General features: G+C 68.2%; 23 protein-coding genes. 12 read left to right on the top strand and 11 right to left on the bottom strand.

Annotation, left to right across the window (positions count from 1 at the left end; all coding sequences use genetic code 11):
• Positions 1-24 precede the first annotated feature (24 nt).
• The 5 genes from B7P44_RS31735 (at position 25) to B7P44_RS31715 (ending at position 3,916) form a co-directional block, all read left to right on the top strand.
• Positions 25-480: a TIGR00725 family protein gene (locus B7P44_RS31735; protein ID WP_088511596.1), complete on the top strand. Its 456-nt coding sequence runs from the start codon at positions 25-27 to the stop codon at positions 478-480.
• Between the two features lie 68 nt (positions 481-548).
• Positions 549-1,748, top strand: coding sequence for a porin (locus tag B7P44_RS31730; protein ID WP_084909765.1), 1,200 nt, complete (start codon positions 549-551; stop codon positions 1,746-1,748).
• Between the two features lie 236 nt (positions 1,749-1,984).
• Positions 1,985-2,179: a YqaE/Pmp3 family membrane protein gene (locus tag B7P44_RS31725; protein WP_084909764.1), complete on the top strand. Its 195-nt coding sequence runs from the start codon at positions 1,985-1,987 to the stop codon at positions 2,177-2,179.
• A 122-nt stretch (positions 2,180-2,301) separates the two neighbouring features.
• Entirely contained in the window at positions 2,302-3,615 is a 1,314-nt protein-coding gene (locus tag B7P44_RS31720; RefSeq protein WP_084909763.1) for a type II toxin-antitoxin system HipA family toxin, read from the top strand.
• Positions 3,616-3,631: 16 nt separating this feature from the next.
• Complete coding sequence (locus tag B7P44_RS31715) at positions 3,632-3,916, top strand: helix-turn-helix domain-containing protein (protein ID WP_084909762.1); 285 nt, start codon at positions 3,632-3,634, stop codon at positions 3,914-3,916.
• A 15-nt stretch (positions 3,917-3,931) separates the two neighbouring features.
• Here B7P44_RS31715 and B7P44_RS31710 read toward each other — a convergent pair whose 3' ends face one another.
• The gene (locus tag B7P44_RS31710; protein WP_088511559.1) at positions 3,932-4,840 is read right to left on the bottom strand and encodes a LysR substrate-binding domain-containing protein; all 909 of its coding nucleotides are present in this window, start codon (positions 4,838-4,840) and stop codon (positions 3,932-3,934) included.
• Positions 4,841-5,066: 226 nt separating this feature from the next.
• Between B7P44_RS31710 and B7P44_RS31705 the strand changes: the two genes are divergently transcribed.
• Positions 5,067-5,603: a hypothetical protein gene (locus tag B7P44_RS31705; protein WP_231716762.1), complete on the top strand. Its 537-nt coding sequence runs from the start codon at positions 5,067-5,069 to the stop codon at positions 5,601-5,603.
• 52 nt (positions 5,604-5,655) lie between these two features.
• Here B7P44_RS31705 and B7P44_RS36035 read toward each other — a convergent pair whose 3' ends face one another.
• The 3 genes from B7P44_RS36035 to B7P44_RS31695 are packed head-to-tail and all read right to left on the bottom strand — an operon-like array spanning position 5,656 to position 8,247.
• The gene (locus tag B7P44_RS36035) at positions 5,656-5,823 is read right to left on the bottom strand and encodes a hypothetical protein (protein ID WP_088511558.1); all 168 of its coding nucleotides are present in this window, start codon (positions 5,821-5,823) and stop codon (positions 5,656-5,658) included.
• Positions 5,795-6,802 (bottom strand): cytochrome d ubiquinol oxidase subunit II, encoded by a 1,008-nt coding sequence (cydB, locus tag B7P44_RS31700; protein WP_084909759.1) that lies wholly within the window; start codon positions 6,800-6,802, stop codon positions 5,795-5,797. Before cydB ends, B7P44_RS36035 begins: the two co-directional genes overlap by 29 nt.
• 32 nt (positions 6,803-6,834) lie before the next feature.
• The gene (locus B7P44_RS31695) at positions 6,835-8,247 is read right to left on the bottom strand and encodes a cytochrome ubiquinol oxidase subunit I (protein WP_084909758.1); all 1,413 of its coding nucleotides are present in this window, start codon (positions 8,245-8,247) and stop codon (positions 6,835-6,837) included.
• Between the two features lie 458 nt (positions 8,248-8,705).
• On the opposite strand from B7P44_RS31695, the gene B7P44_RS31690 reads away from it, so the two are divergent.
• From B7P44_RS31690 to ltaE, 3 genes are all read left to right on the top strand, one after another.
• The gene (locus tag B7P44_RS31690) at positions 8,706-9,041 is read left to right on the top strand and encodes a hypothetical protein (RefSeq protein WP_084909757.1); all 336 of its coding nucleotides are present in this window, start codon (positions 8,706-8,708) and stop codon (positions 9,039-9,041) included.
• A gap of 13 nt (positions 9,042-9,054) precedes the next feature.
• The gene (locus B7P44_RS31685; protein WP_084909756.1) at positions 9,055-9,582 is read left to right on the top strand and encodes a YMGG-like glycine zipper-containing protein; all 528 of its coding nucleotides are present in this window, start codon (positions 9,055-9,057) and stop codon (positions 9,580-9,582) included.
• Positions 9,583-9,685: 103 nt separating this feature from the next.
• The gene (ltaE, locus tag B7P44_RS31680) at positions 9,686-10,699 is read left to right on the top strand and encodes a low-specificity L-threonine aldolase (protein ID WP_084909755.1); all 1,014 of its coding nucleotides are present in this window, start codon (positions 9,686-9,688) and stop codon (positions 10,697-10,699) included.
• A gap of 38 nt (positions 10,700-10,737) precedes the next feature.
• Here ltaE and B7P44_RS31675 read toward each other — a convergent pair whose 3' ends face one another.
• The 5 genes from B7P44_RS31675 to B7P44_RS31655 all read right to left on the bottom strand — a co-directional run bounded on the left by B7P44_RS31675 (position 10,738) and on the right by B7P44_RS31655 (position 15,411).
• On the bottom strand, positions 10,738-11,646 hold the full coding sequence (locus B7P44_RS31675; RefSeq protein WP_084909754.1) for an HTH-type transcriptional regulator ArgP: 909 nt from the start codon (positions 11,644-11,646) through the stop codon (positions 10,738-10,740).
• Complete coding sequence (locus B7P44_RS31670; RefSeq protein ID WP_084909753.1) at positions 11,637-12,068, bottom strand: GFA family protein; 432 nt, start codon at positions 12,066-12,068, stop codon at positions 11,637-11,639. The genes B7P44_RS31675 and B7P44_RS31670 overlap by 10 nt, the downstream gene beginning before the upstream one ends.
• Before the next feature lie 177 nt (positions 12,069-12,245).
• Positions 12,246-14,387, bottom strand: coding sequence for an Agd3-related carbohydrate deacetylase (locus B7P44_RS31665; protein ID WP_231716761.1), 2,142 nt, complete (start codon positions 14,385-14,387; stop codon positions 12,246-12,248).
• Between the two features lie 67 nt (positions 14,388-14,454).
• On the bottom strand, positions 14,455-14,706 hold the full coding sequence (locus B7P44_RS31660; RefSeq protein ID WP_231716760.1) for a hypothetical protein: 252 nt from the start codon (positions 14,704-14,706) through the stop codon (positions 14,455-14,457).
• 492 nt (positions 14,707-15,198) lie between these two features.
• The gene (locus B7P44_RS31655; protein WP_084909752.1) at positions 15,199-15,411 is read right to left on the bottom strand and encodes a DUF1059 domain-containing protein; all 213 of its coding nucleotides are present in this window, start codon (positions 15,409-15,411) and stop codon (positions 15,199-15,201) included.
• Between the two features lie 302 nt (positions 15,412-15,713).
• On the opposite strand from B7P44_RS31655, the gene B7P44_RS31645 reads away from it, so the two are divergent.
• Together B7P44_RS31645 and B7P44_RS31640 are read left to right on the top strand one after the other, a co-directional pair.
• Entirely contained in the window at positions 15,714-16,367 is a 654-nt protein-coding gene (locus B7P44_RS31645) for a peroxiredoxin (protein WP_084910137.1), read from the top strand.
• Between the two features lie 61 nt (positions 16,368-16,428).
• Positions 16,429-17,499 (top strand): MBL fold metallo-hydrolase, encoded by a 1,071-nt coding sequence (locus tag B7P44_RS31640; RefSeq protein WP_084909750.1) that lies wholly within the window; start codon positions 16,429-16,431, stop codon positions 17,497-17,499.
• A gap of 463 nt (positions 17,500-17,962) precedes the next feature.
• On the opposite strand, the gene B7P44_RS31630 is transcribed toward B7P44_RS31640, so the two are convergent.
• Both B7P44_RS31630 and B7P44_RS31625 read right to left on the bottom strand, forming a co-directional pair.
• On the bottom strand, positions 17,963-18,655 hold the full coding sequence (locus B7P44_RS31630) for a phosphatase PAP2 family protein (RefSeq protein WP_084909748.1): 693 nt from the start codon (positions 18,653-18,655) through the stop codon (positions 17,963-17,965).
• A gap of 438 nt (positions 18,656-19,093) precedes the next feature.
• A complete protein-coding gene (locus tag B7P44_RS31625; protein ID WP_084909747.1) occupies positions 19,094-20,329 on the bottom strand; it encodes an MFS transporter in 1,236 nt (411 codons plus the stop codon).
• Positions 20,330-20,430: 101 nt separating this feature from the next.
• Here B7P44_RS31625 and B7P44_RS31620 point away from each other — a divergent pair, with 101 nt between their 5' ends.
• Positions 20,431-21,414, top strand: a complete 984-nt coding sequence (locus B7P44_RS31620; RefSeq protein ID WP_084909746.1) for a LysR family transcriptional regulator — start codon at positions 20,431-20,433, stop codon at positions 21,412-21,414.
• The last annotated feature ends 9 nt before the right edge of the window (positions 21,415-21,423 follow it).

Here is a 21,423-nt window from a genome sequence, read left to right as displayed (position 1 = left end):
CAACGCGGCGCGCGCCGGCACCGGATGCCGGTCGGCGTGATCGGGCCGCGCGACGCGACGCAGATGCAGTTGCGCGTCGCCGAGCAGATCGCGCACGGGATCGCGGCGGCGGGCGTCGCGCTCGTCGGCGGCGGCAAGCAGGGCGTGATGGAAGCCGCCGCGCGCGGCGCGCATGCGGCCGGCGGATGCGCGATCGGGCTGTTGCCCGAGGATGACGCGCGGGAGGCGAACCCGTACCTGAGCGTCGCGCTGCCGACCGGCCTCGGCATCACGCGCAACGCGCTGATCGCGCGCGCGTCGCTGTGCCTGATCGCAGTGGGCGGCGGCCTCGGCACGCTGTCCGAGATCGCGCTCGGCCTGCAATGGGGCAAGCCGGTGTTCACGATTTGCGACGCGCCGCAGGTGGCGGGCGTCGAATGCTTCGACGAAGCGGATCAGCTCGTCGCGCGTGTCGCGCGCTGGCTGTCCGATTCGGCGTAGGTCGGCATCTCGCTCGGGGGGATGCATCGTTTCAGGCGGCATCGGTTCAATAAACAGGATTCCTATTCATGAAGAAGATCACTTTCGCGCTCTGCGTCGCCGGCGGCCTCTGCACCGCGGCGCATGCGCAAGGCACCGTCACGCTCTACGGGATCGTCGACGCGGGGCTCGGGTACGCGAGCAACCAGCGCGTCGCGACGAGCAAGGGTTCGCTGGGCGCGCCGGTCGCGTATCGCGGCGCATCGAGCTACAGCTTCGCGAGCGGCACGTGGTCCGGCAGCCGGTGGGGGCTGAAGGGCAAGGAAGACCTCGGCGACGGGCTCGCGGCGGTGTTCCAGCTCGAGAACGGCTTCAACATCGGCACCGGGCAGCTCGGCCAGGGCGGCCGGATGTTCGGCCGCCAGGCGTGGATGGGGCTGTCGAGCACGCGCTACGGCACGCTGACGATGGGCCGCCAGTACGACCCGATCGTCGACTTCGTCGGCTCGATCGGGCCCGGCTCGTTCCTGACCGGGATGGGCGCGCATCCGGGCGATCTCGACAACATCGACAACCAGGCGCGCGAGAGCAACTCGGTCAAGTACGTCAGCCCGAAGTTCGGCGGCTTCACGTTCGGCGCGCTGTACGGCTTCGGCAACCAGGCCGGCAGCGTGAAGAACCAGAACACGTGGAGCGTCGGCGGCCAGTACGTGAACGGGCCGTTCGCGATCGGCGCCGCGTACCTGTACGCGACGAACGCGTTCGGCGCGAACGGCGGCGCATGGACCGGCTCGTACGACGGCACGTTCGCGTCGTCGATCAACGAGGGCTTCGCGTCGGCGAAGAGCATGCGGATCGTCGCGGCCGCGTCGACCTACCAGATCGGCGCGGTGACGATGGGCCTGTCGTACAGCAATACGCAGTACCGGGCGGGCGCGTTCTCGACGTTTGCCGGCACCGCGACCTACAACTCGGTCGGCGGCACCGTGTCGTGGCAGGCGTCGCCCGCGCTGCGCGTCGCGGCGGGCTACGACTTCACGCGCGGCAGCTCGGTCGGCGGCGAAGCCGCGCCGAAGTATCACCAGCTGAACCTCGCGTCGTATTACTTCCTGTCGAAGCGTACCGCGCTGTACGGCCTCGTCGGCTACCAGAAGGCGAGCGGCAGGACGCTCGATCCGTATGGCAACGTCGTCAATGCGACGGCGTCGGTCGGCGACGTCGGCAACGGCATTTCGTCCGCGAGCGATACGCAGACGCTCGTGCGGGTGGGCGTGCGGCATACGTTCTGATCGCCACGCGAGATTTTCTCCGGCGCTTTGACACGGCCCTCGTGCGATGCGAGGGCCGTTTCCTTGACGCATGGGTGGAGCGGAATGCGTCGAAGGCCGGGGGCGGAAGTTCGTCGACGAACTCCCGCGAGGGTTGACCGGAGGACGTCATGTATCGCCGGCTTGCTTGAATTCCACCGGGCGCAGCGCCATATTGATCGCGCACGCTCCTTCGACAACGTCCCAAGAGGTCTCCGATGCGCCTGCTTCTCGCCTTGCTGGTCCCGTGGCTGCAATTCTTCACGATCGGTCGCCCGTTTGCCGGGCTGATCTGCCTGATCCTGCAACTGACGCTGATCGGCTGGATCCCGGCCGCGATCTGGTCGGTCTACGCACTGAGCCAGTACAAGACCGACCGCAAGATCGAGGAAGCGTTGGGCGCCCGCCGCTGAGCGGGGCCCGATATCCAACGCTTTGCATCATGGGGTTTTCTGTTCGTCATTCTCATATTTAGGCAGAAATCTATATAATTCATGTAGGTGAATCGGCATGAATGATATAGATTTCTACTGAAATGAGCCAAGCGTGCACCATCCAGCTCCATGCCGACGGCATCTGGCATGACGTCGGCGCTGTCAGTCTGCTCGGTCAATCCGGGGAGGGCTGGCGTTGCCGCACGTACACGGGATATGACGTCGAATGGGCAGTCGAACACCAGCCTGCCAGGGACGCGCACGCGATGACGTGCCGCTTTCCGGTGGGACTCGAGTCGCTGGAACAGCCGCATTGGCCGGTATTCCTGATTGACTTGCTGCCGCAGGGTTTCGGCCGATTCGAACTGCTTCGTCGCGTCGGGTTGCCGGAGACAGCGGAGGAGGGCGCCGACTGGCCGCTGTTGCTGGCGGGTGCGGGCAATTCGATCGGCAACCTTCGCGTCAAGGAGGCGGCGCAGTGGCTGGCCGAGAGGCGCGGGCCAATGCGGGGCTTCACGGACGACGAGGTCGCCGCGCGCGGCGATGCGTTCAGCGAATATCTCGCCACACACGGGTTCTTTGTTGCCGGCTCATCCGGTGTACAGGGCGAATGGCCCAAGCTGCTGCTGACTCGAGCCGACGACGGCCTCCTCTATCTGGACCACACGCTGCCCGACGAGCGAGCGATGGAACACTACATCGTAAAGTTCGGACGCGGCCCGAACGAGCGCCTCGCACAAATTCTGCGGCACGAGGGGCCGTACATGGCGCTCGCGAAATTTCTCGGCCTGCGCGTGCATGCGCCGCTCACGCTGCGCGGCCGATCCCTCTTCATTCCTCGCTTCGACCGCGTGCGTGGCGTGGCCGGCGTCGCCCGCCTTGCTCAGGAAAGTATTGCGTCGCTGACCGGCAAGGCCGGTTTCGGCGTCGTGCCGACTCACGATGAGGTTTGCTGGAATCTCGTACGCGAATGCACGGATCCGCAGGCCGAAGTGAGTGAATATCTGTGTCGCGATGTCGCGAACCTGGCGCTTGGCAACAAGGACAATCACGCGCGTAACACCGCGTTGCAGCGCGATTTCGACGGCCGCATCACGCTTACGCCGCTGTACGATTTCGCGCCGATGTACTTGCATCCGGACGGCATCGCCCGGCGCATTCGCTGGCAAGACAATGACGGTGGCAGGCCGGATTGGGCGCGAGTGCTCGACGCAGTCGTCCGAGCGAGCGAGCCACAACCCGGCGAAACACATCGCGCGCTCGATCGCATCGCATTGGCGGCGCGGCTTCGCGACATGGCGCCCCGCCTGCGGGACGTCGCCGATCGCGGCACGGATTTCGGCCTCGAACCGGACGTGCATGCGCAACTGCGGCTGGGCATTGCATGGCTTGCGGACGAACTGGCCCGGCTCTGACACGACAGAAGACACGATGGACAAACGCTACACCGCACTCTCGCTTCCGGATCAACTGGCGCTGCGGCGGCAGGCGGTCGAGGATGTCCTTTCGCATCCCGAATGGACGCTGCGGGAATCCGTCTGTCATCTCAAACGCACGATGCGTCTGACCAGCGCGGAAATGGCGAAGCTCGCGGGCGTGTCGACGAAAACGATGCAGGATATCGAACAGGGGCGCAGCGATGGCACCGTGCAGACGATGAATCGCGTCTTCGGCATGCTGGGGCTGAAGCTCGGCGTGGTGCGTCAGTCGTCGTAACGGCGGCTGCCGTCGTCACCCCTGCACCGGCCCGTCGAGTTCCTCTGCCCGCGCGAACAGCCAGTCGACGAACGTGCGCAGCGGCTGGTCATCGTCATCGTCGCGATACAGGCAATGAAACGGCGGCCCTTCGAGCCGGACCTCGGGAAACAGCGCGACGAGCCGGCCGTTTTCGACGTCGTCGCGCACGACGGCGCGCGTGGCGAGGCATACGCCGAGCCCGCTGGCGGCGGCCTTGAGCAGCAGGAAGAAGTCGCGATAGAACGGGCCGCGCAGCGTCTCGCTGACGTCCGTGCCGGCCTGATGGAACCAGTACTGCCAGGCCTGCGGCACGCCCGCGTAGTGCAGCAGCGGCGCATTGCGCAGGTCGGACGGCACGCGCAAGCGCTCGAGCAGCGGATGGCCGGGCGCACAGACGGGCACCGCGACGCCCGCGAGCAGCGGCCGCGACACGAAGCCCTTGCGGCGCAGCTCCGGCGTATAGCGGCGGATCACGACGTCGCAGGTCTCGTCGAGCCGATCCTGCTCGGCGTCGGGCGTCGCGGCGAGCTGCACGTCGATGCCCGGATGCGCGGCCTGGAACGCGGCCAGTTGCGGCAGCAGCCAGCCGTGCGCGAACGACGCGGACGTATCGACGCGGATCGGCGGGCGGCCGACGGCGTCGAACATCTGCCCGGTCGCCTGCGCAAGCCGCCCGAGGCAGCTCGCGACGTCGACCAGATAGTGCCGCGCGCGCGGCGTAAGCCGCAGCGAGCGCCCGTCGCGCTCGAACAGCTTCTGGCCGAAGAACGATTCGAGCACGCGGATCTGCTGCGCGACCGCGCTCTGGGTCACGTTCAGCTCCTCCGCGGCGAGGGTCAGGCTTTGCAGGCGTCCGGCAGCTTCGAAGCTGCGCAGCGCGTTCAGGGGCGGCAGTCGGCGCATCGTGCGATCGCGAAGAAAAGCTACACAGTCGGTCAGAAAATGTCGTTTGTCGAGGGCAGCGCGCGTCCCTATCATGGCGCCGACAGGAGAACGCCCGATGACGATCATAGTGCCGCCCGATTGCCGATCAACCGGATTCCGCCGTTTTCGGCGGGTCCGGCGGACACTGCCGCGATCGGCGCGCAGCGGCCGCGCGCGGGTGTTCGCCTGTGCAGGCTTGTTCGCGGTGCTGACCGGATGTGCCGCCCAGCCGGCGACCGAGCGCCAGATCGGCAGCGGCGGCTCGCTGGTGCGCTACAGCTCGAGCCAGACCGAGGTCGACCTGACGGAGGCGGAGCAGCAGGCGCTGCGCATGCTCAGCGATCGCCGCTATGCGGGCGCGACGCAGGCGCATGCGCTCGACGTGGTGGCGGACGTGCTGCGCGCGCAGGGCTATGCGCCGGTGACGGTCGAGCGCGACACGGGGCTGGTCGAGGCGGGCCGCAGCGATACGCTGCTCCCGAAGTGGAGGCAACTGCTGCGCGGCGCGGTGAAGGCCCGCATCGGCTTTTTGCCGGCGAAGCCGGATCACGAACGCGTGGCCGCGATCGTGACGGTACGGGAGACGAGCACGCGCGACATGGTCGTGCGCGCGCGCTTCAACCGTACGGTGTGGGACAGCAACGGCGACTCGCGCACCAAGACCGTCGTCGAGCCGGCGTTCTATCAGACGTTTTTCGAGGAAGTGGACAAGGCGATGTGCGCGGCGCCGTGCGGGCGCTGACCGGTGCCGCGCACGGCGCATCCGCTGCGCCGCCACGGATGGCGCGGCGCGCTTACTTCACCGCGAACAGCGTCAGGTTCATGAAGATCTTGAACGCATAACCGAGCGTGACCGCGCCGGCGACGCCGCCTGCCCACAGCAGGACGAACCACATCCAGCCGCGCAGCCGCGAGCGCGGCGCGGGCTGATGTTCAGTGGTGGTAGTAATGCTGGTCTTCATGGCGCACCTTGCCTCGGAATACCCAGTAGCCCATCGTCGTGTAGGCGATGATGATCGGCAGGATAACCGCTGCGCCGACCAATGTGAAGGTCTGGCTGGAGCGCGGCGCGGCCGCTTCCCAGATCGTCATGCTCTGCGGGATCGCATACGGGAACAGGGTGACGAGCAGGCCGACGTAGCCGAGCAGCACGAGCGCCAGCGCGAGCACGAACGGCGTCATGTCGTGCCGGTCGCGCACCGCGCGACGCATCCACATTGCGCAGCCGACCACGAGGAACGGCACCGGCAGCAGGCGCCAGAACAGTCCCGAATCGAACCAGCGCTGCGCGATTGCCGGGTCCTGCAGCGGCGTCCACAGGCTGACGATCGCGATGAAGCCGAGCAGCACGACGGTCAGCGGCCACACGACGCGATGCAAGCGGCGCTGCAGGTCGCCTTCGGTCTTCGCGACGAGCCAGCAGCAGCCGAGCAGCGCATAGGTGGCGACGAGGCCGAGGCCCGTCAGCAGGCTGAACGGCGTGAGCCAGTCGAACGCGTCGCCGGCGAACACGCCGTCCTTCACGTTGATGCCCTGCAGGAACGCGCCGAGCGCGATGCCCTGGAACAGCGTCGCGCCGGTCGAGCCCCCGATGAACGCGAGATCCCACAGCTGCTTGGTGCGGCGCGCCTTCGCGCGGATCTCGAACGACACGCCGCGGAAGATCAGGCAGATCAGCATGAAGACGAGCGGCAGGTACAGCGCGGACAGCACGGTCGAGTAGACGACCGGAAACACCGCGAACAGGCCGGCGCCGCCGAGCACGAGCCACGTCTCGTTGCCGTCCCACACGGGCGCGACCGTGTTCATCATCAGGTCGCGTTCCTTCTCGTCCGGGAAGAACGGGAAGACGATGCCGATGCCGAGGTCGAAACCGTCGAGCACGACGTACATGAAGAGCCCCAATGCGATGATCGCGGCCCAGATTACGGTGACGTCCATGAATATCCTCGTATGCGTGTGTGGTGAGCCGGTCAGACGGTCTCGATCAGCTCGTCGACGGCCGACATCGGGCGGCGCGCGGTGTGGTCGGGGCGCGTGTCCGGCGTGTCGTCGTGCTTGACGTCGGGCAGCGCGGGGCCGGCCTTCATCAGCTTGAGCATGTAGTAGACGCCGGTGCCGAACACGAGGAAGTACACGACCACGAACGTCATCATCGAGATGCTGACCTGCTGCGCGGTGAGCGGCGACACGGCATGCGCGGTGCGCATCACGCCGTACACGACCCACGGCTGGCGGCCCGCTTCGGTCGTCACCCAGCCGGCGAGCAGCGACACGAAACCGGTCGGGCCCATCACGAGCGCGAAGCGCTGGAACCCTTTCGATTCATACAGGCGGCCGCGGCGGCGCAGCAGCCACGCGAGCGCGGCGAGGCCGATCATCGCGAAACCGAGTCCAACCATGATCCGGAAGCTCCAGAACACGACGGTCGAGTTCGGACGGTCTTCCGGCGGGTATTCCTTCAGGCCGCGGATCTCGCCGTCCCAGCTGTGCGTGAGGATCAGGCTGCCGAGGTGCGGGACCTTCACCGCGTAGCGCGTCGTTTCGGCCTTCATGTCGGGAATGCCGAACAGGTTGAGCGGCGTGCCGCCCTTCTCGGTTTCCCACAGGCCCTCGATCGCGGCGATCTTCGCCGGCTGGTACTTCAGCGTGTTGATGCCGTGCTGGTCGCCGATCAGCGCCTGCACCGGCGCGAGCACCAGCAGCAGCCACAGCGCCATCGAGAACATCTTCTTCACGCCCTGGTCGCGGCGGCCCTTCAGCAGGTGCCATGCGCCGGTCGCGGCGACCACCAGCGCGGCCACGATGAACGCGGCGATCGCCATGTGGAAGAGGCGGTACGGGAACGACGGGTTGAAGATGATCGCGAACCAGTCGGTCGGCACGACGCGGCCGTCGACGATCTCGAAGCCCTGCGGCGTCTGCATCCAGCTGTTCGACGCGAGGATCCAGAACGTCGAGATGATCGTGCCGATCGCGACCATCAGCGTCGCGCCGAAGTGCGCGCGCGGGCTCACGCGGTTCCAGCCGAACAGCATGATGCCGAGGAAGCCGGCTTCGAGGAAGAACGCGGTCATGACCTCGTACATCAGCAGCGGGCCGGTGACCGAGCCGGCGAAGCTCGAGAAGCCGGCCCAGTTGGTGCCGAACTGATAGCTCATCACCACGCCGGAGACGACGCCCATCCCGAACGCGACGGCGAAGATCTTCGACCAGAAGAGGCAGAGGGTTTTGTAGTACGGCTTGCCCGTCTTGAGCCAGCGGTATTCGAGCACGGCGATGAAGCTCGCGAGGCCGATGCTGAGCGCCGGGAAGACGATGTGAAACGAGACGGTGAACGCGAATTGCAGGCGGGCCAGATCGAGGGCCGAAAATGCGGTATCCATACCAGTTGACCGAAGCTGTCGATACCCGCCGGCGGGCCTGCCGGCGGACCCTGGCCGAAGGCGGTTGCAGGGTTGGCTGGAGTATGGGACGCGATATTGCGGCGCGAAATGTGCCAACTCGTCGCAGATGTCCAGACCCCGCGCGGCGGCGGCGCGTTAAATCGTTGATTCGTATCAAGATCGCGGCGTGGCGCGCGGCGAGTGGGGCGCGGCGGCCCGCCGCACCTGCGTCAATATGGCGCGTCGCATCGTCGGGAACACGACGCCCGCGCGTCCGTTTCAACCCGTTGGCCGGTAACGCACGCGCACGCGCCGACGGCCGCCGCGCGCGGCTTTCGTGACGCCGGTAACGTCTTGCAACATTGCCGCGCGCCTTCGTAATGGATGCGGGAGCGGGTGCGGCGTAGCGTTGAAGACATCGGGTTCGCGTGGCGAGCCGGTTTGTCGGAGAACGAGACGTGAACGCATCGAAGCTTGCGCTGGGCGCGCTCGCCGCCGTCGCAATCGGCGCGGCGGGCGTGGCCCACGCCGCCCGCGTCGGGGTCTACATCGGCCCGGGCTATCCGTACTACTACCCCGTCGCGCCCGCGCCCTATTACTACCCGCCGCCCGTCGTCGCGGTGCCCGTCGCGCCGCCCCCGCCGCCGGAGTACATCGAGCAGGGCCAGGCGCAGGAGGGCCCCGACGCGAACGACGGCGGCCTCTGGTACTACTGCGACGCGTCGAAGCACTACTACCCGTACGTGAAGACATGCAAGTCGGGCTGGCGGTCGGTGCCGGCGCGGCCGCAATGATGGAGGCGCGACGATGAGCAACACGATCCGATATGCGCGCTGGCCCGTGCTGGCGGTGTTGGCCGGCCTCGTCAGCGCATGCGCGTTCGTGCCGAACGGGCCGACCGTGCTGGCGCTGCCCGGCACGGGCAAGTCGTTCGACCAGTTCCGCGCCGACGACGCGAACTGCCGCCAGTACGCGTTCCAGCAGTCGGGCGGCGTGACCGCCGGGCAGGCGTCGACGGCGAGCGCGGTCGGCAGCGCGGCGGTCGGCACGGCGCTCGGCGCGGCGGCCGGCGCTGCGTTCAACGGCGGCAGCGGCGCGGCCGTCGGCGCGGGCGCGGGGCTGCTCGCGGGCAGCGTGGTCGGCGCGGGCGCCGCGCAGGGTTCGGCATACGACGTGCAGCGCCGCTACGACTATGCGTACCTGCAGTGCATGTACGCGACCGGCAATCGCGTGCCGGTGCCGGGCGGCATGAGCGGCGGCTATGGGGGCGCGCCCGCGCCGCGCGCCGCGCCGCCGATGCCGCCTCCGGGCGTCCAGCCGCCGCCGCGTTATTGACGCGTCCGGCAGGCGCCCGACGAATTGCGTACACTCTGAGTCTCGTTTCGGCAGGCCGGTTCGGGCGCGCCCGTGCCGGCCCGCGTTCACTCAGGGACCACCGATGATCGATCTGCGCAGCGATACCGTGACACGCCCCAGCCCCGCGATGCTGGCCGCCATGACAGCCGCCGAAGTCGGCGACGACGTATGGGGCGACGACCCGACCGTCAACCGCCTGCAGGCCGTGACCGCCGAGCGCGCAGGCAAGGAGGCGGGCCTGTACCTGCCGAGCGGCACGCAGAGCAATCTCGCCGCGCTGATGGCGCATTGCGAACGCGGCGACGAATACATCGTCGGCCAGCAGGCGCACACCTACAAGTACGAAGGCGGCGGCGCGGCGGTGCTCGGCAGCATCCAGCCGCAGCCGATCGAGAATGCGCTCGACGGCACGCTGCCGATCGACAGGATCGTCGCCGCGATCAAGCCGCTCGACGACCACTTCGCGCGCTCGCGGCTGCTCGCGCTCGAAAACACGATCGGCGGCCGCGTGCTGCCGACCGGTTATGCGGAAGAGGCCGTCGCGGTCGCGCGCAGCCACGGGCTGTCCGCGCACCTCGACGGCGCGCGCGTGTGCAACGCGGCCGTCGCTTCAGGCCGCACGATCGCGGACGTGTGCGCGCCGTTCGACTCGGTGTCGATCTGCTTCTCGAAGGGGCTCGGCGCGCCGGTCGGCTCGGTGCTGGTCGGCAGCCGGCCGCTGATCGAGCGCGCCCGACGCTGGCGCAAGATGCTCGGCGGCGCGATGCGGCAGTCGGGGCTGCTCGCGGCGGCGTGCCTGTATGCGCTCGAGCACAACGTCGAGCGGCTCGCGGACGATCACGAGAACGCCGCGCGCCTCGCCGCGGGGCTCGCGCGCATCGACGAGGTGAAGGTGCTGTCGCAGGCGACGAACATGGTGTTCGCGCAGTTCCCCGAGGCCGATTGCGCACCGCTCGAGGCGTGGCTCAAGGAACGCGGGATCCTCACGCAGATGCTGTACGCATCGCGTTTCGTCACGCACCGCGACGTGTCGCGCGACGACGTCGATACGTTCGTCGCCGCGGTCGGCGCGTATTTCGCGCAGCGGCGCGCGTAACCGGGCGGCGGCGCAGCAGCGCTGCGTCGTCGAAGCGATCAGCGCGCGAGCGGCGCGAGCAGCCGCCGCGCCGCTTCGACGACGCGCGCGGACAATGACGCCATCGCCGGCGACTGCACGGTCCACGCGTGCCAGTACAGCGTGACGTCGGTCGGATGCGCGGGCGCGAGATCGACGAGGCCCTGCGCGTCGAGCGGCGTGTCGCCGAGCAGCGGCGCCGGCACCATCGCATAGCCGAGCCCGTGCTGGACCGCTGCGAAATGCGCGTGCGTGCCCGGCACGTAGTGGCACGGGTATGCGCCGACGGGCAACCCGAACTTTTCCTCGAGAAACGACGATTGCAGCGTGTCGCGCCGCGAATACGCGACGACCGGCGCGCGGCGCGCGCTCGCGCGATTGAGGCCGCGCGGAAACCAGCGCGCGGCGAACGCGGACGCGGCGAGCAGCCGGTAGCGCATCATGCCGAGCGGCGTCGCGACGCAGCCGCGCATCGGCTTCGGCTCGGTCGTCACGCAGCCGACCGCCATCCCGCTTTCGAGCAGCGCGAACGTATGGTCCTGGTCCTCGACGATCAGCTCGAACAGGATGCGCTCGCCGGCGAGCACCGACGTCAGCGCGGGCAGGAACCAGGTGCCGAGGCTGTCGGAATTGAGCGCGATCGTGACGGAGATCGGCGATGCACGCTCGACCGCGAGCGCGCTCTGCAGGTCGGCCTGCAGCAGCGCGACGCGGCGCAGGTGCTGCAGCACGCGCTGCCCGGCGACGGTCGGCCGGCACGGCCGCGTGCGCAGCACGAGCGGCGTGCCGAGGCTCGCCTCCAGCGCGCGCACCCGCTGCGTGACGGCGGACGCGGTCACGTGCAGGCGCACCGCCGCCTGCTCGAAGCTGCCGGTGTCGGCGACGGCCAGCAGCGCGGCGGCCTGCTTCGGATCGATCGTCAGCGGCATGCGCGGAACACGACGTCCGGTATCCAGTTGCGCTTGCGGCGAGCGAGACGCTCGTCCGTACCCTCCCCGTCGAACGAAGCGGCAGCGGCCGGCTCGATGAGCGCAGCGTCGACCCCATCGAACGTGTTGACGTTGACGACCCCATAGAGCCGGCCGTCCACTTCGCTCGTCACGACCGGCACGACGCCGCACGTGCCGCACACGTGGAATCGCGCGGTGCGCGTGCCGAACGCATAGGCGCTGACCTGCGCCGGGTCCTTCACGGTGACTTCGAGCGAGCCGACCGGACAGGAGGTCCAGGTGCCGCCATGCTTGCGGCAAAACGAACAGGTGCAGGCGCGCGCGGCAATGCGAGGCGGGGCATCGCGCCAGTCGAGCGCGAAGGAGATGTTGCCGCAGTGACAGCTTCCCGAGGTGATCATTGATCCGCTCCTAGGCTGAGTCGCCGGATTCCGGCTGAAGGGGAAGCGGGATTGTTTCACAGATTTCCGAGTGATCCAAAGGCGCCGGCCGGCGCCCGGGCTGTGGATAAAAAACGCCCGCCTTGCGGCGGGCGTCGTCAACTCGCGCCTCCGTGACGCGGTATGCCTGTCGACATGCTATTGCCAGGCGGGCGCCGGCGCGATCGGCATCGTATAGGCGGCCGCAGGGAGCAACGTGATCGTGGAGTTGCTCTGGCCGCCATACGTTTCGTGCACGGTGCCGAACGTCACGCCGGTGATCGGCACCACGACGGGTTGCCCGTCGCTTCGCGGCGGTGCGCTGACGATGATCGACACGCCGGGCTTCAGCGTGGCCGTCACGTTCGACGAGTTGAACACGAGCCGCTGCTTCGCGAGCACGCCTGCGTCGGACAGGTACGGACTGCGAATCGGCAGACCCTTGTAGTACTTGTTGTACTTCGTCAGCACCGCGTTCAGCAGGTCGCCGAGCAGCGTACTGGTGCCGCTGTACGCGCGCAGGTTCGACTGGTGGAACATCAGCGGGCGCATGTCGAACGTGAGCAGGTAGGACACCAGCGTGTCGGACACGTGGTCGAGCACTTGCGCGTAGGTCTGATCGACGCCCCACCGTGTCGGATCGATCCCGTTCGCGCCGTAGAAGTAGTTGTATTCGGCGACCCATTCCGACGGTTGCGACACGTTGTAGAACAGCGCCGTCGGATAACGCGGGATTTCGAAGATGTTCTGGTTCACGCAGTTGTACTTGCCGGCATTGAACGGCGGAAGCGACCAGGCGACGCCGTTGTTGTTCGTCGGGCAGCCGGCCGTGCCGACCGGCGGCGTCGGCTTCGACGAGTCGGACACGAGCACGTTGATGCCGTACGACTGGAGCGCGCCCAGCGTCGGCGCGTAGTAGAGGCCGGAGATCTCGGGCGTCACGATAACGGTCTTGTTGTATTTTTCGAAGCCGAAGCTCTGCGCGACCGCGTTGTTGTTCTGCAGCTCGGTCGTCACCTGGCTGGGCGTGATCGTGATCGGCGGGTTTTGTATCGGCTCAAGCAGTGCGTGGTCGTATGTATGGGTAATCCACTTGAATTCGAACTCGTTTGCGTTCACCTCGGTGCTCAACGAGTCGGTGCCGCTCGGCGGGTAGTTGCCGAGACCGCCGTCGGCCGTGTCGAAGCCCGCGCCGTTGAACGCGAACGTGAGTTTCAGCGCGCCCGCGTTCGCGGTGCCGGCGTTGACGTTGTCCTGCCAGGCCATCATGTTGTCGAAATCGGCGCCGGTCATCCGGTACTCGCACGCGGTCATGCCGGTGGTCGGCGAGACGTCGCCGAGCGGGCACAGGCCCGGAGGGCTCGTGCTCGTCGTCGCGCCCGTCGTCACGTTGTACCAGTAGCCGTAGAGCGACTCAGCATACGGGTAGATCTCATCCGGGATGCCGATATCGTCGACCTGCGGATCCATGTACGCGTGCCGCACGCCGACGAACAGCCCGCGCGTGACCCAGTTGACGAGGCCATACGACAGCGTCATCGAATGCATCAGGTACGGGTTGTTGTCGAACGACACCGCCATGATTTCGCGCGACGTGCTGTCGCCCGCGAGCGGCGTCGTGTTGCCGAACAGGCAGGTTGATGCGACCGAATAGGTGGCGCCGGTCGACGCCGTGCCCTGGATCTGCGTCGTCGTGGTCGTGCCGGCCGGCAGCGGGCTCGCGGGCGACATGAAGTACGTCCACGCGTTTTGCACGGTCAGCGGATTCGTCGTGGTCGTGCCGGCGTTCATGTACGGGAACAGCGTCTTGCCGGTGGCCGTCAGCGTCGTGTTGAGCGGCGACGCGGTCGTATCCCGGTAGCCGACGTACTGCATGCAGCCGGTGTCGCCTGGCCATGTGTAGGCGCTCGCGAGCCGCACGTTGTACTTGAACTGGTAGCGCGCGAGCGTCGTCGCGAGCGCGCCGCCGGAAAACGGGTTCATGTAGCGCGCGTCGCTGATCGGCATGATGACGCCCTGGTACATCGCATGGTCGCCGGTTTCGAGCGTCGGCAGCGTCGGGGCGGTGGTGTCGTAGTAGTAGATCGTGTACGGCACGCCCAGCCGGTCGAGGATCGTCAGCGTTGCCTGCAGCTCGGGCGTATTGCCGGCCTGCTGGCTGGCGAGCACCAGCACCTTCAGGTCGATCAGCGCATCCAGCGGGACGGCGTGGACGACCTGCGCCGCGACGCAGAGCCCGGCCGCGGCGAGCCCGCGCGCCAGCGGCCCGGAGGAGCGGAACAACGTTCGTATTGCACTCATGGCAAACCTCACGCATCGGTGATCGAATGAATGAAACTTTTCCCCGACAATGACTTCAGCGTGATGCCTATAGTTGTTGCGGCTTGAACTTGCCTGCGTTCTTCGCCTCGCTCGGATGCGGGCTCGTCGGCAGCGTCGGGAACTTCGCCGGGATGTTCCCTTTCGACGGCAGCGAACCGTGGCCGGTGTGACGGGGCCCCTTGCCGGCGGCGAACGCTGCCGGCGTGCCGAGCGCGGCGAACGCGACGGCGCTCGCGCAAAGACCGGTCAGCACCGCGCGCCACACGCGCAGCGATCCGGTCGTTCCTCGCACTTTCATGGTGTCCTCCTGAAGCGACTCGCATCGTTCGAGACGTTGCAAAAATGACCGACCGTCCGGCGGCCGGTCCGGCGCGTCGCGCCGGGCAGCGGCCCCTGGAGGCGTCGGGTTCAACGAAATGGGTCTCCCGTGCGGGCCGGCGGCCTGCTCTGGCGCGGCATTCGCGATGCCGCCGTGTCGCTGCGGGCGCGGCCGTGCCGGCGTGCGCATGCCGGCTGCACGCGCGTGCGGACCTGCCTACCGTTGTAAGCGAGCACCGTGCCATTGAAGCTAACGTGATGATTCAATGGATGAATTTCTTCACGTGACGGGCGCGTTACGCGGCAACGCGGGCAAAACGTTTCACACGTGATCCACGCGGGGAACGGTATGCGAGTGGTGCGGCTGCGCAGCGCGCCGGCCGGCGAGGCGTGCCGGCGCGGCGGGGGCGAAGGGGAGGCGCTGCGGGGTGAGGGGTCGGCTGAAGGCGCGTCAGCGGAGTGGGCGGGCCGGTCACGCCTGCCGGGGCGCTTCGGCGGGCGGCGTGCCGTCGTGGAACAGCGTCGCCAGTTGCGCGCGCAACTCGGGCGTGTCGGTGTGCTGGTGCACCGCGACCGCGTGCTGGACCGCGGCCTCCAGCAGCTCGCTGTCGGAATCGGCGGAGATCGCGACCGAGCAGTGCGTCGCGCTGGGAAACTCGCGGCAATCGATATAGCGGCGAGACATGATCTTCTCCTCACAGGAAAGGGGGCCGGCCGGGTTCGCGCGACCGCCGGTGCATCGCGACGCGGGCGCGCGTCGCGTTCGGGGAATCGATGAAAAAAGTATAGGCGGCGCAGCGCGGCGATTCGGCGCCGCGGCGGGCGCATGCGGGATCGGACACCTTGCGGCCGCGCGCGTCGCGCAGCGTCGCCCGTGACGCGCGCAATTTGACCTACGCTATAAGCGCGCGCGGGACGCGGCGCGTGCCTGCCTGCGTCCCGCGCGCGTCATGAGGGTTTCGAGGGTTCCATGTCATGGAGGACGAAATGTCGATTCGACTAGGAGAAGACGCACCCGACTTCACGGCCGAGACCACGGAGGGGACGATCCGCTTTCACGAGTGGATCGGCGACCACTGGGCGATCCTGTTCTCGCATCCGAAGGATTTCACGCCGGTATGCACGACCGAGCTCGGCTACATGGCCGGGCTCAAGCCGGAATTCGACAAGCGCAACACGAAGATCATCGGGCTCTCGGTCGACCCCGTCAGCGATCACCAGCGGTGGGTGAAGGACATCGAGGAGACGCAGGGACACGCGATCAACTATCCGATGATCGGCGACGACAGCCTGGTGGTCGCCAAGCTGTACGACATGATCCACCCGAACGCGAGCGGCGGGCCGCGCACCGCGGTCGACAACGCGACGGTGCGCTCGGTGTTCATCATCGGCCCGGACAAGAAGGTCAAGGCGATGCTGGTGTACCCGATGAGCGCGGGGCGCAATTTCGACGAGGTGATGCGGCTGCTCGATTCGCTGCAACTGAATGCGCAGCACACGGTTGCGACGCCGGTGAACTGGAAGCCGGGCGACGATGTCATCATCCCGACGTCGGTGTCGGACGACGACGCGAAGAAGAAATACCCGCAGGGCTTCAGGACCCTGAAGCCGTATCTGCGGTATGTCACGCAGCCGCGTTGACGCGCGGCGCCGGGAAAGGCGACAGGACAGGTGGCAGGACAAGCGGCGGAGCGACATCGTGATGATCTTCCGGCAACTCTTCGATCAACAATCGTCTACCTATACGTACCTGCTGGCTGATCGCGCGTCGCGCGAAGCCGTGCTGATCGATCCGGTGTTCGAGCAGGTGCGCCGCGACGCGGCGCTGATCGACGAGCTCGGCTTGCGGCTCGACGTGACGATCGACACGCACGTGCACGCCGATCACGTGACGGGCGCGTGGCTGCTGAAGCAGCGCACCGGCAGCGACATCGCCATTTCCGCGGCGAGCGGCGCGGCGGGCGCGGACCGCTATCTGCGCGACGGCGACCGCTGCGCGTTCGGCGGACGCTACCTGACCGTGCGCGCGACGCCGGGCCACACGAACGGCTGCATCAGCCTCGTGCTCGACGACGAATCGATGGCGTTCACCGGCGATTGCCTGCTGATCCGCGGCACCGGCCGCACCGATTTCCAGCAGGGCGACCCGCGCGCGATGTATCGCGCGGTGCACGGCCGGCTCTTTACGCTGCCGGAAAGCTGCCTGCTCTATCCGGCGCACGACTACCGCGGGCTGACCGTGACGAGCGTCGGCGAGGAGCGGCGCTTCAATCCGCGTCTCGGCGGCGATCTCAGCGAGGACGATTTCGCCGGCTACATGACGAACCTCGGGCTGCCGCACCCGCGCCAGATCGACGTCGCGGTGCCCGCGAACGTGAAATGCGGGATCGCGGCAAGCGCGCCGGAGCGGCAGGACGAGCCCGGCTGGGCGCCGCTCGTCTACACGTTCGCCGGATTCTGGGAAATCGATCCGCAGTGGCTCGAGGATCATCTGAACGCGGTGCAGGTCGTCGACGTGCGCGAGCCCGCCGAATTCACCGGGCCGCTCGGGCACATTCCGGATGCGACGCTGATTCCGCTCGGCGAACTGGCCGCGCGCGCGGCCGAGCTCGCGCGCGACCGGCCGATCGTGACCGTGTGCCGCGCGGGCGGGCGGTCCGCGCAGGCGACCGTGATCCTGCGGCACGCGGGATTCGACGCGATCGCGAATCTCGGCGGCGGCATGCTGCGCTGGCGCGCCGACGGGCGCGCCGTCGTGAACGGCCGGCTTTAGGGTCTATTTACATATGGACCGCGCATGCGTTGCCACGAGAACGGCCGCTCGCGAGGCGCTGGACGTATTCGCAAGGCGCGCAACGCGGCGAGCGGCCGTTCTCGTGGCAACCCCAAATTTAAATTTCATTCCAGGGGAATGCCCGAAATCGCCCGTATGGCGGCGTCGCTCGTCGCTTGTTTGGCTCGGCCAAACGGCGCTCCTCGCTTCTTGCCATACGGGCGATTTCGGGCATTCGCATGCGCGTTCCATATGTAAATAGACCCTAACGCCGCCGGTGGCGGCGCGGCGACATCCCCGTTCCATGCGTACCGGACGTATCGCGCGTACTTTCCGCGCCGCACGTCCGATCGAGATCGACGCGCGGGCCGGCGGCCGCATCGCGGGACGCCGGCGGGAGCGGCCGGCAGCGCGCGGTGGTTCGACGTGACAGCAGCAGCGGCAGCATCGCGACACCCCCCGATTACAGCGTGTGCTTGGCCGACAGCGCGAGCGTCAGCAGCTCGTCGAACTGCGTGATCAGCTCGAAGCACAGCAGGAACGCAAACGTGTACGCCGGCGCCGGAAAGCGCCCGATCAGCCGCAGCACCGCCGGCGCATAGTGCGCGCGGATCGCGTCGCGCGTCATCAGCCACGTGATCGCGACGCCGATCGCGGCGCCCGCCAGCAGGTCGGTCGGATAGTGAAAGCCGAGATACGCGCGCGGCACGCAGATGAACACGATCGTGTACAGCAGCGCGATCGCGCCGATGCGGCGCGACATCAGGAAAATGCCGGTCGAGATCGCCATCCACAGCATCGCGTGGTCGCTCGGAAACGAACTCCAGGTCTGCAGCGTCGCCGCGCGCAGTTCCGCGGACGGGAAGTGCAGGTGCAGCTCCGGGTTGTAGATCGGCCGCAAGCGGAACGGCAGCGTCTTCGCGAGCAGCCGGCCGGCCGCGAGCGCGACGAGGCCGCTCGCGATCGTCGCGACGATCATCTCCCGCTGCCGCTCGCTGTGCGGGCCGGGCTGGAACCACAGCCAGCACAGCACGGGAACGAGCACGAAGCCCTTGAACGTGTACAGGCCGGCGACGACGCGGATGGCATGATTCAGCAGCGGGCTGAGCGTGATCCGGGTGAGGTAGAACTGGATGGCGGTATCGAAATGGTTCATGGTCTGCGGTCACCGGCGGACGCGCCGCGCATCGGATGAGCGGCCGGCGGGATTCGAAACGCGCTTGGGCTGCAAGCGCAACGGGGGGCAAGTATGTCCACCCGGAATTGCGAAGAAAATGCGAAAAAATACCGGGAATCCCCTGATGAAACGAATCGTTCGACAGAGGGACGGATGCGTGCGGGCCGTGCCGCAATGCGCGTGCGTCGTTGTGCCGGTGCGGACGCGATCGCCTGAAAAATATTTCGGTGAACTGGAAAATTGAACCGATTGGTCTGCGCATTGCATCGCATGAGCGCATCGCGGTTGCGAGCCGGGTGATCCTGCCGGACGGTGCGCGCGCGTACGTGCGCCACACGAAAAATAAAAAAAACGGGCGGGCGCGATGTGCGCCCGCCCGATGTGCAACGCGTCGGCCGTGCCGCCCCGCGTGCCGCGTCAGCGCCGCCAGATCCGCGCGGCGAGCGCCGCGAGCGACGTCGCGACGGCGAGGGCGAGCACCGCGGTCCAGCCGAACTGCGCGAGCAGCTGGCTGCCGATCGCGGCGCCGGCCGCCATGCCGATGAACATGCCGACGAACAGCACCGCGTTGAGGCGGCTGCGCGACGCGGGATCGATGCGATACACGATCGACTGGTGCGCGATCAGCGTCGCCTGCACGCCGAGGTCGAAGCCGATCGTGCCCGCCGCGAGCAGCGCGAGCTGGGCGTGCGCCGGCAGCATCGGCGCGAGCGCCATGATCGCGAACGACAGCGTGGCGATGCCGATGCCGAGCCGCGTGACCCGCTCCGGCCCGTGGTGGTCGGCGAGCCGTCCGGCGACCGGCGCGGCCAGCGCGCCGGCCGCGCCTGCGAGACCGAACGCGCCGGCCGCCGCGCTGCCGAGATGGAACGGCGCGCCGTGCAGCATCACCGCGAGCGTCGACCAGAACGCGCTGAAGCCGACCGACAGCAGGCCCTGCGCCAGCGCCGCGCGCCGCAGCGCGGGATGACGGCGCCACAGCTCGCGGAGCGAGCCGATCAGCGCGCGATACGGCAGGCGTGTCGTCGGCTCGAAGCGCGGCAGGCCGCGCGCGGCCACGACGCCGATCGCCGCGACGCTCGCGGCGGCGATCACGAACATCGCGCGCCAGCCGACGTTCTCGGCGACGAAGCCGCTGACCACCCGCGACAGCAGGATGCCCATCAGCAGGCCGGTCATCACGGTGCCGACCGTGCGGCCGCGATGCGCGTCGTGCGCGAGCGTGGCCGCGGCCGGCACGACGTCCTGCGCCATCGTCGCGGACAGGCCGATCGCGAAGCTCGCGGCCAGCAGCAGGCCGATCGACGGCGCGGCCGCGGCGAGCAGCAGCGCGCCGACCAGCACGGCCGCCTTGGTCACGATGACGCGGCGGCGGTCGAAGCGGTCGCCGAGCGGCGCGAGCAGCAGGATGCCGAGCGCATAGCCGAGCTGCGTCAGCGTCGGCACGAGGCCGACCGCGCGCGCGGACGCGCCGAGATCGGGCCCGAGCACGCCGAGCATCGGCTGGCTGTAGTAGAGCGGCGCGACCGCCAGGCCGGCCGCGGTGGCGAGCAGCAGCACGAGCCGGCCGTCGAGCGGCGCGGCGGCGGTCGCCGCGTGCGGCGGGGCAAGCGGCGCGCGGGCCGCGGCATCGAGGTTCGTCGGGGTGGACATGAGGGACATCCTGCGTCGGGTGAATGAATGGACGCGAGTGTGCCGGCGTGGCGCAGGCGACGGTAGTACCGTGCGGTGCAGATTTGTTATACGCTCGACGTATGAAAGAAAAATCTCCTGTCAAGTCCGATGCTGGCGGGTCTGCGCGACATCGCACGGTTCCGATGGAGGGCGCCGGCTATCGCTTCGAGCTGATGGAAACCTTCGTGCGCATAGTCGAATCGGGCAGCCTGTCGGCTGCCGCCGCGCAATTGAACACGACCCAGCCGACGATCAGCCGCCGGCTGCAGGCGCTCGAGCGCTCGCTCGGCGTGCGGCTGCTGCAGCGTACGACGCACACGATGCGGCTGACTGTCGACGGCGAGCGCTGTTTCAAGCGCGCGAAGGAGCTGCTGGCGAGCTGGGCGTCGTTCGAAGCCGACCTGCGCGGCGCGCAGGAGGAGCCCGAGGGGCTGCTGCGGGTCGCGGTGCCGCACGCGTTCGGGCAGGAGCGCTTCGTCGGGCCGCTGGCGCGGTTTCTGCGCGACTATCCGCGCGTGTCGGTGGAATGGCTGCTGCAGGACGAGGTGCGGGATTTCATCGGCAGCGGCATCGACTGCGCGATCCAGGTGGGCGAGCCGACCGATCCGGGCGTCGTCGCGATCCGGCTGTCGAAAGTGCCGCGCTTCGTGGTCGCCGCGCCGTCGGTGCTGGACGGCGCGCCCGTGCCGGTCGAGCCCGATGCGCTCGCCGCGCTGCCGTGGCTCTCGCTGAGCACTTACTATCGCAACGAACTGGCGCTGACGCATGCGGTCACGGGCGAGACGCGGCGCATCGCGATCCGGCCGCGCGTCAGCACCCTGAACCTGTATGCGCTGCGCAGCGCCGCGCTGCTGGGCGTTGGCGCGTGCGTCGGCTCGTCGTGGCTGCTGGCGGACGATCTGGCGCACGGGCGCCTCGTGCATCTCGCGCCGCAATGGGAGGCCGCGCCGCTGCCGGTCTACCTGACCTATCCGCACGCGCAGTTCTATCCGTCGAGACTCGTGCGGTTCGCCGCGCTGATGCGGGAGGCCGTGCCGGGGCTGGTCGAGGGACACGCGCGCTGACGCCCGGCG

This window comes from Burkholderia ubonensis subsp. mesacidophila, assembly GCF_002097715.1.
In the GTDB taxonomy this organism is placed as follows: Bacteria; Pseudomonadota; Gammaproteobacteria; order Burkholderiales; family Burkholderiaceae; genus Burkholderia; species Burkholderia mesacidophila.
Note: the sequence above shows the minus strand (reverse complement) of the source record. Positions and strands in the feature narration are given on the sequence as shown.

Excerpts from the sequence above, each read along its gene's own strand:
- B7P44_RS31695 (WP_084909758.1), bottom strand. The coding sequence starts at position 8,247 with ATGGATACCGCATTTTCGGCCCTCGATCTGGCCCGCCTGCAATTCGCG.
- B7P44_RS31720 (WP_084909763.1), top strand. The coding sequence starts at position 2,302 with ATGAGCCAAGCGTGCACCATCCAGCTCCATGCCGACGGCATCTGGCAT.
- cydB (WP_084909759.1), bottom strand. The coding sequence starts at position 6,802 with ATGGACGTCACCGTAATCTGGGCCGCGATCATCGCATTGGGGCTCTTC.
- B7P44_RS31630 (WP_084909748.1), bottom strand. The coding sequence starts at position 18,655 with ATGAACCATTTCGATACCGCCATCCAGTTCTACCTCACCCGGATCACG.
- B7P44_RS31620 (WP_084909746.1), top strand. The coding sequence starts at position 20,431 with ATGAAAGAAAAATCTCCTGTCAAGTCCGATGCTGGCGGGTCTGCGCGA.
- B7P44_RS31710 (WP_088511559.1), bottom strand. The coding sequence starts at position 4,840 with ATGCGCCGACTGCCGCCCCTGAACGCGCTGCGCAGCTTCGAAGCTGCC.
- B7P44_RS31685 (WP_084909756.1), top strand. The coding sequence starts at position 9,055 with ATGAGCAACACGATCCGATATGCGCGCTGGCCCGTGCTGGCGGTGTTG.
- B7P44_RS31735 (WP_088511596.1), top strand. The coding sequence starts at position 25 with ATGCCGGTCGGCGTGATCGGGCCGCGCGACGCGACGCAGATGCAGTTG.
- B7P44_RS31655 (WP_084909752.1), bottom strand. The coding sequence starts at position 15,411 with ATGTCTCGCCGCTATATCGATTGCCGCGAGTTTCCCAGCGCGACGCAC.
- B7P44_RS31665 (WP_231716761.1), bottom strand. The coding sequence starts at position 14,387 with ATGAGTGCAATACGAACGTTGTTCCGCTCCTCCGGGCCGCTGGCGCGC.
- B7P44_RS31640 (WP_084909750.1), top strand. The coding sequence starts at position 16,429 with ATGATCTTCCGGCAACTCTTCGATCAACAATCGTCTACCTATACGTAC.
- B7P44_RS31660 (WP_231716760.1), bottom strand. The coding sequence starts at position 14,706 with ATGAAAGTGCGAGGAACGACCGGATCGCTGCGCGTGTGGCGCGCGGTG.
- B7P44_RS31625 (WP_084909747.1), bottom strand. The coding sequence starts at position 20,329 with ATGTCCACCCCGACGAACCTCGATGCCGCGGCCCGCGCGCCGCTTGCC.
- B7P44_RS31675 (WP_084909754.1), bottom strand. The coding sequence starts at position 11,646 with ATGCCGCTGACGATCGATCCGAAGCAGGCCGCCGCGCTGCTGGCCGTC.
- B7P44_RS31715 (WP_084909762.1), top strand. The coding sequence starts at position 3,632 with ATGGACAAACGCTACACCGCACTCTCGCTTCCGGATCAACTGGCGCTG.
- B7P44_RS31730 (WP_084909765.1), top strand. The coding sequence starts at position 549 with ATGAAGAAGATCACTTTCGCGCTCTGCGTCGCCGGCGGCCTCTGCACC.
- B7P44_RS31645 (WP_084910137.1), top strand. The coding sequence starts at position 15,714 with ATGTCGATTCGACTAGGAGAAGACGCACCCGACTTCACGGCCGAGACC.
- B7P44_RS36035 (WP_088511558.1), bottom strand. The coding sequence starts at position 5,823 with ATGAAGACCAGCATTACTACCACCACTGAACATCAGCCCGCGCCGCGC.
- B7P44_RS31725 (WP_084909764.1), top strand. The coding sequence starts at position 1,985 with ATGCGCCTGCTTCTCGCCTTGCTGGTCCCGTGGCTGCAATTCTTCACG.
- ltaE (WP_084909755.1), top strand. The coding sequence starts at position 9,686 with ATGATCGATCTGCGCAGCGATACCGTGACACGCCCCAGCCCCGCGATG.
- B7P44_RS31670 (WP_084909753.1), bottom strand. The coding sequence starts at position 12,068 with ATGATCACCTCGGGAAGCTGTCACTGCGGCAACATCTCCTTCGCGCTC.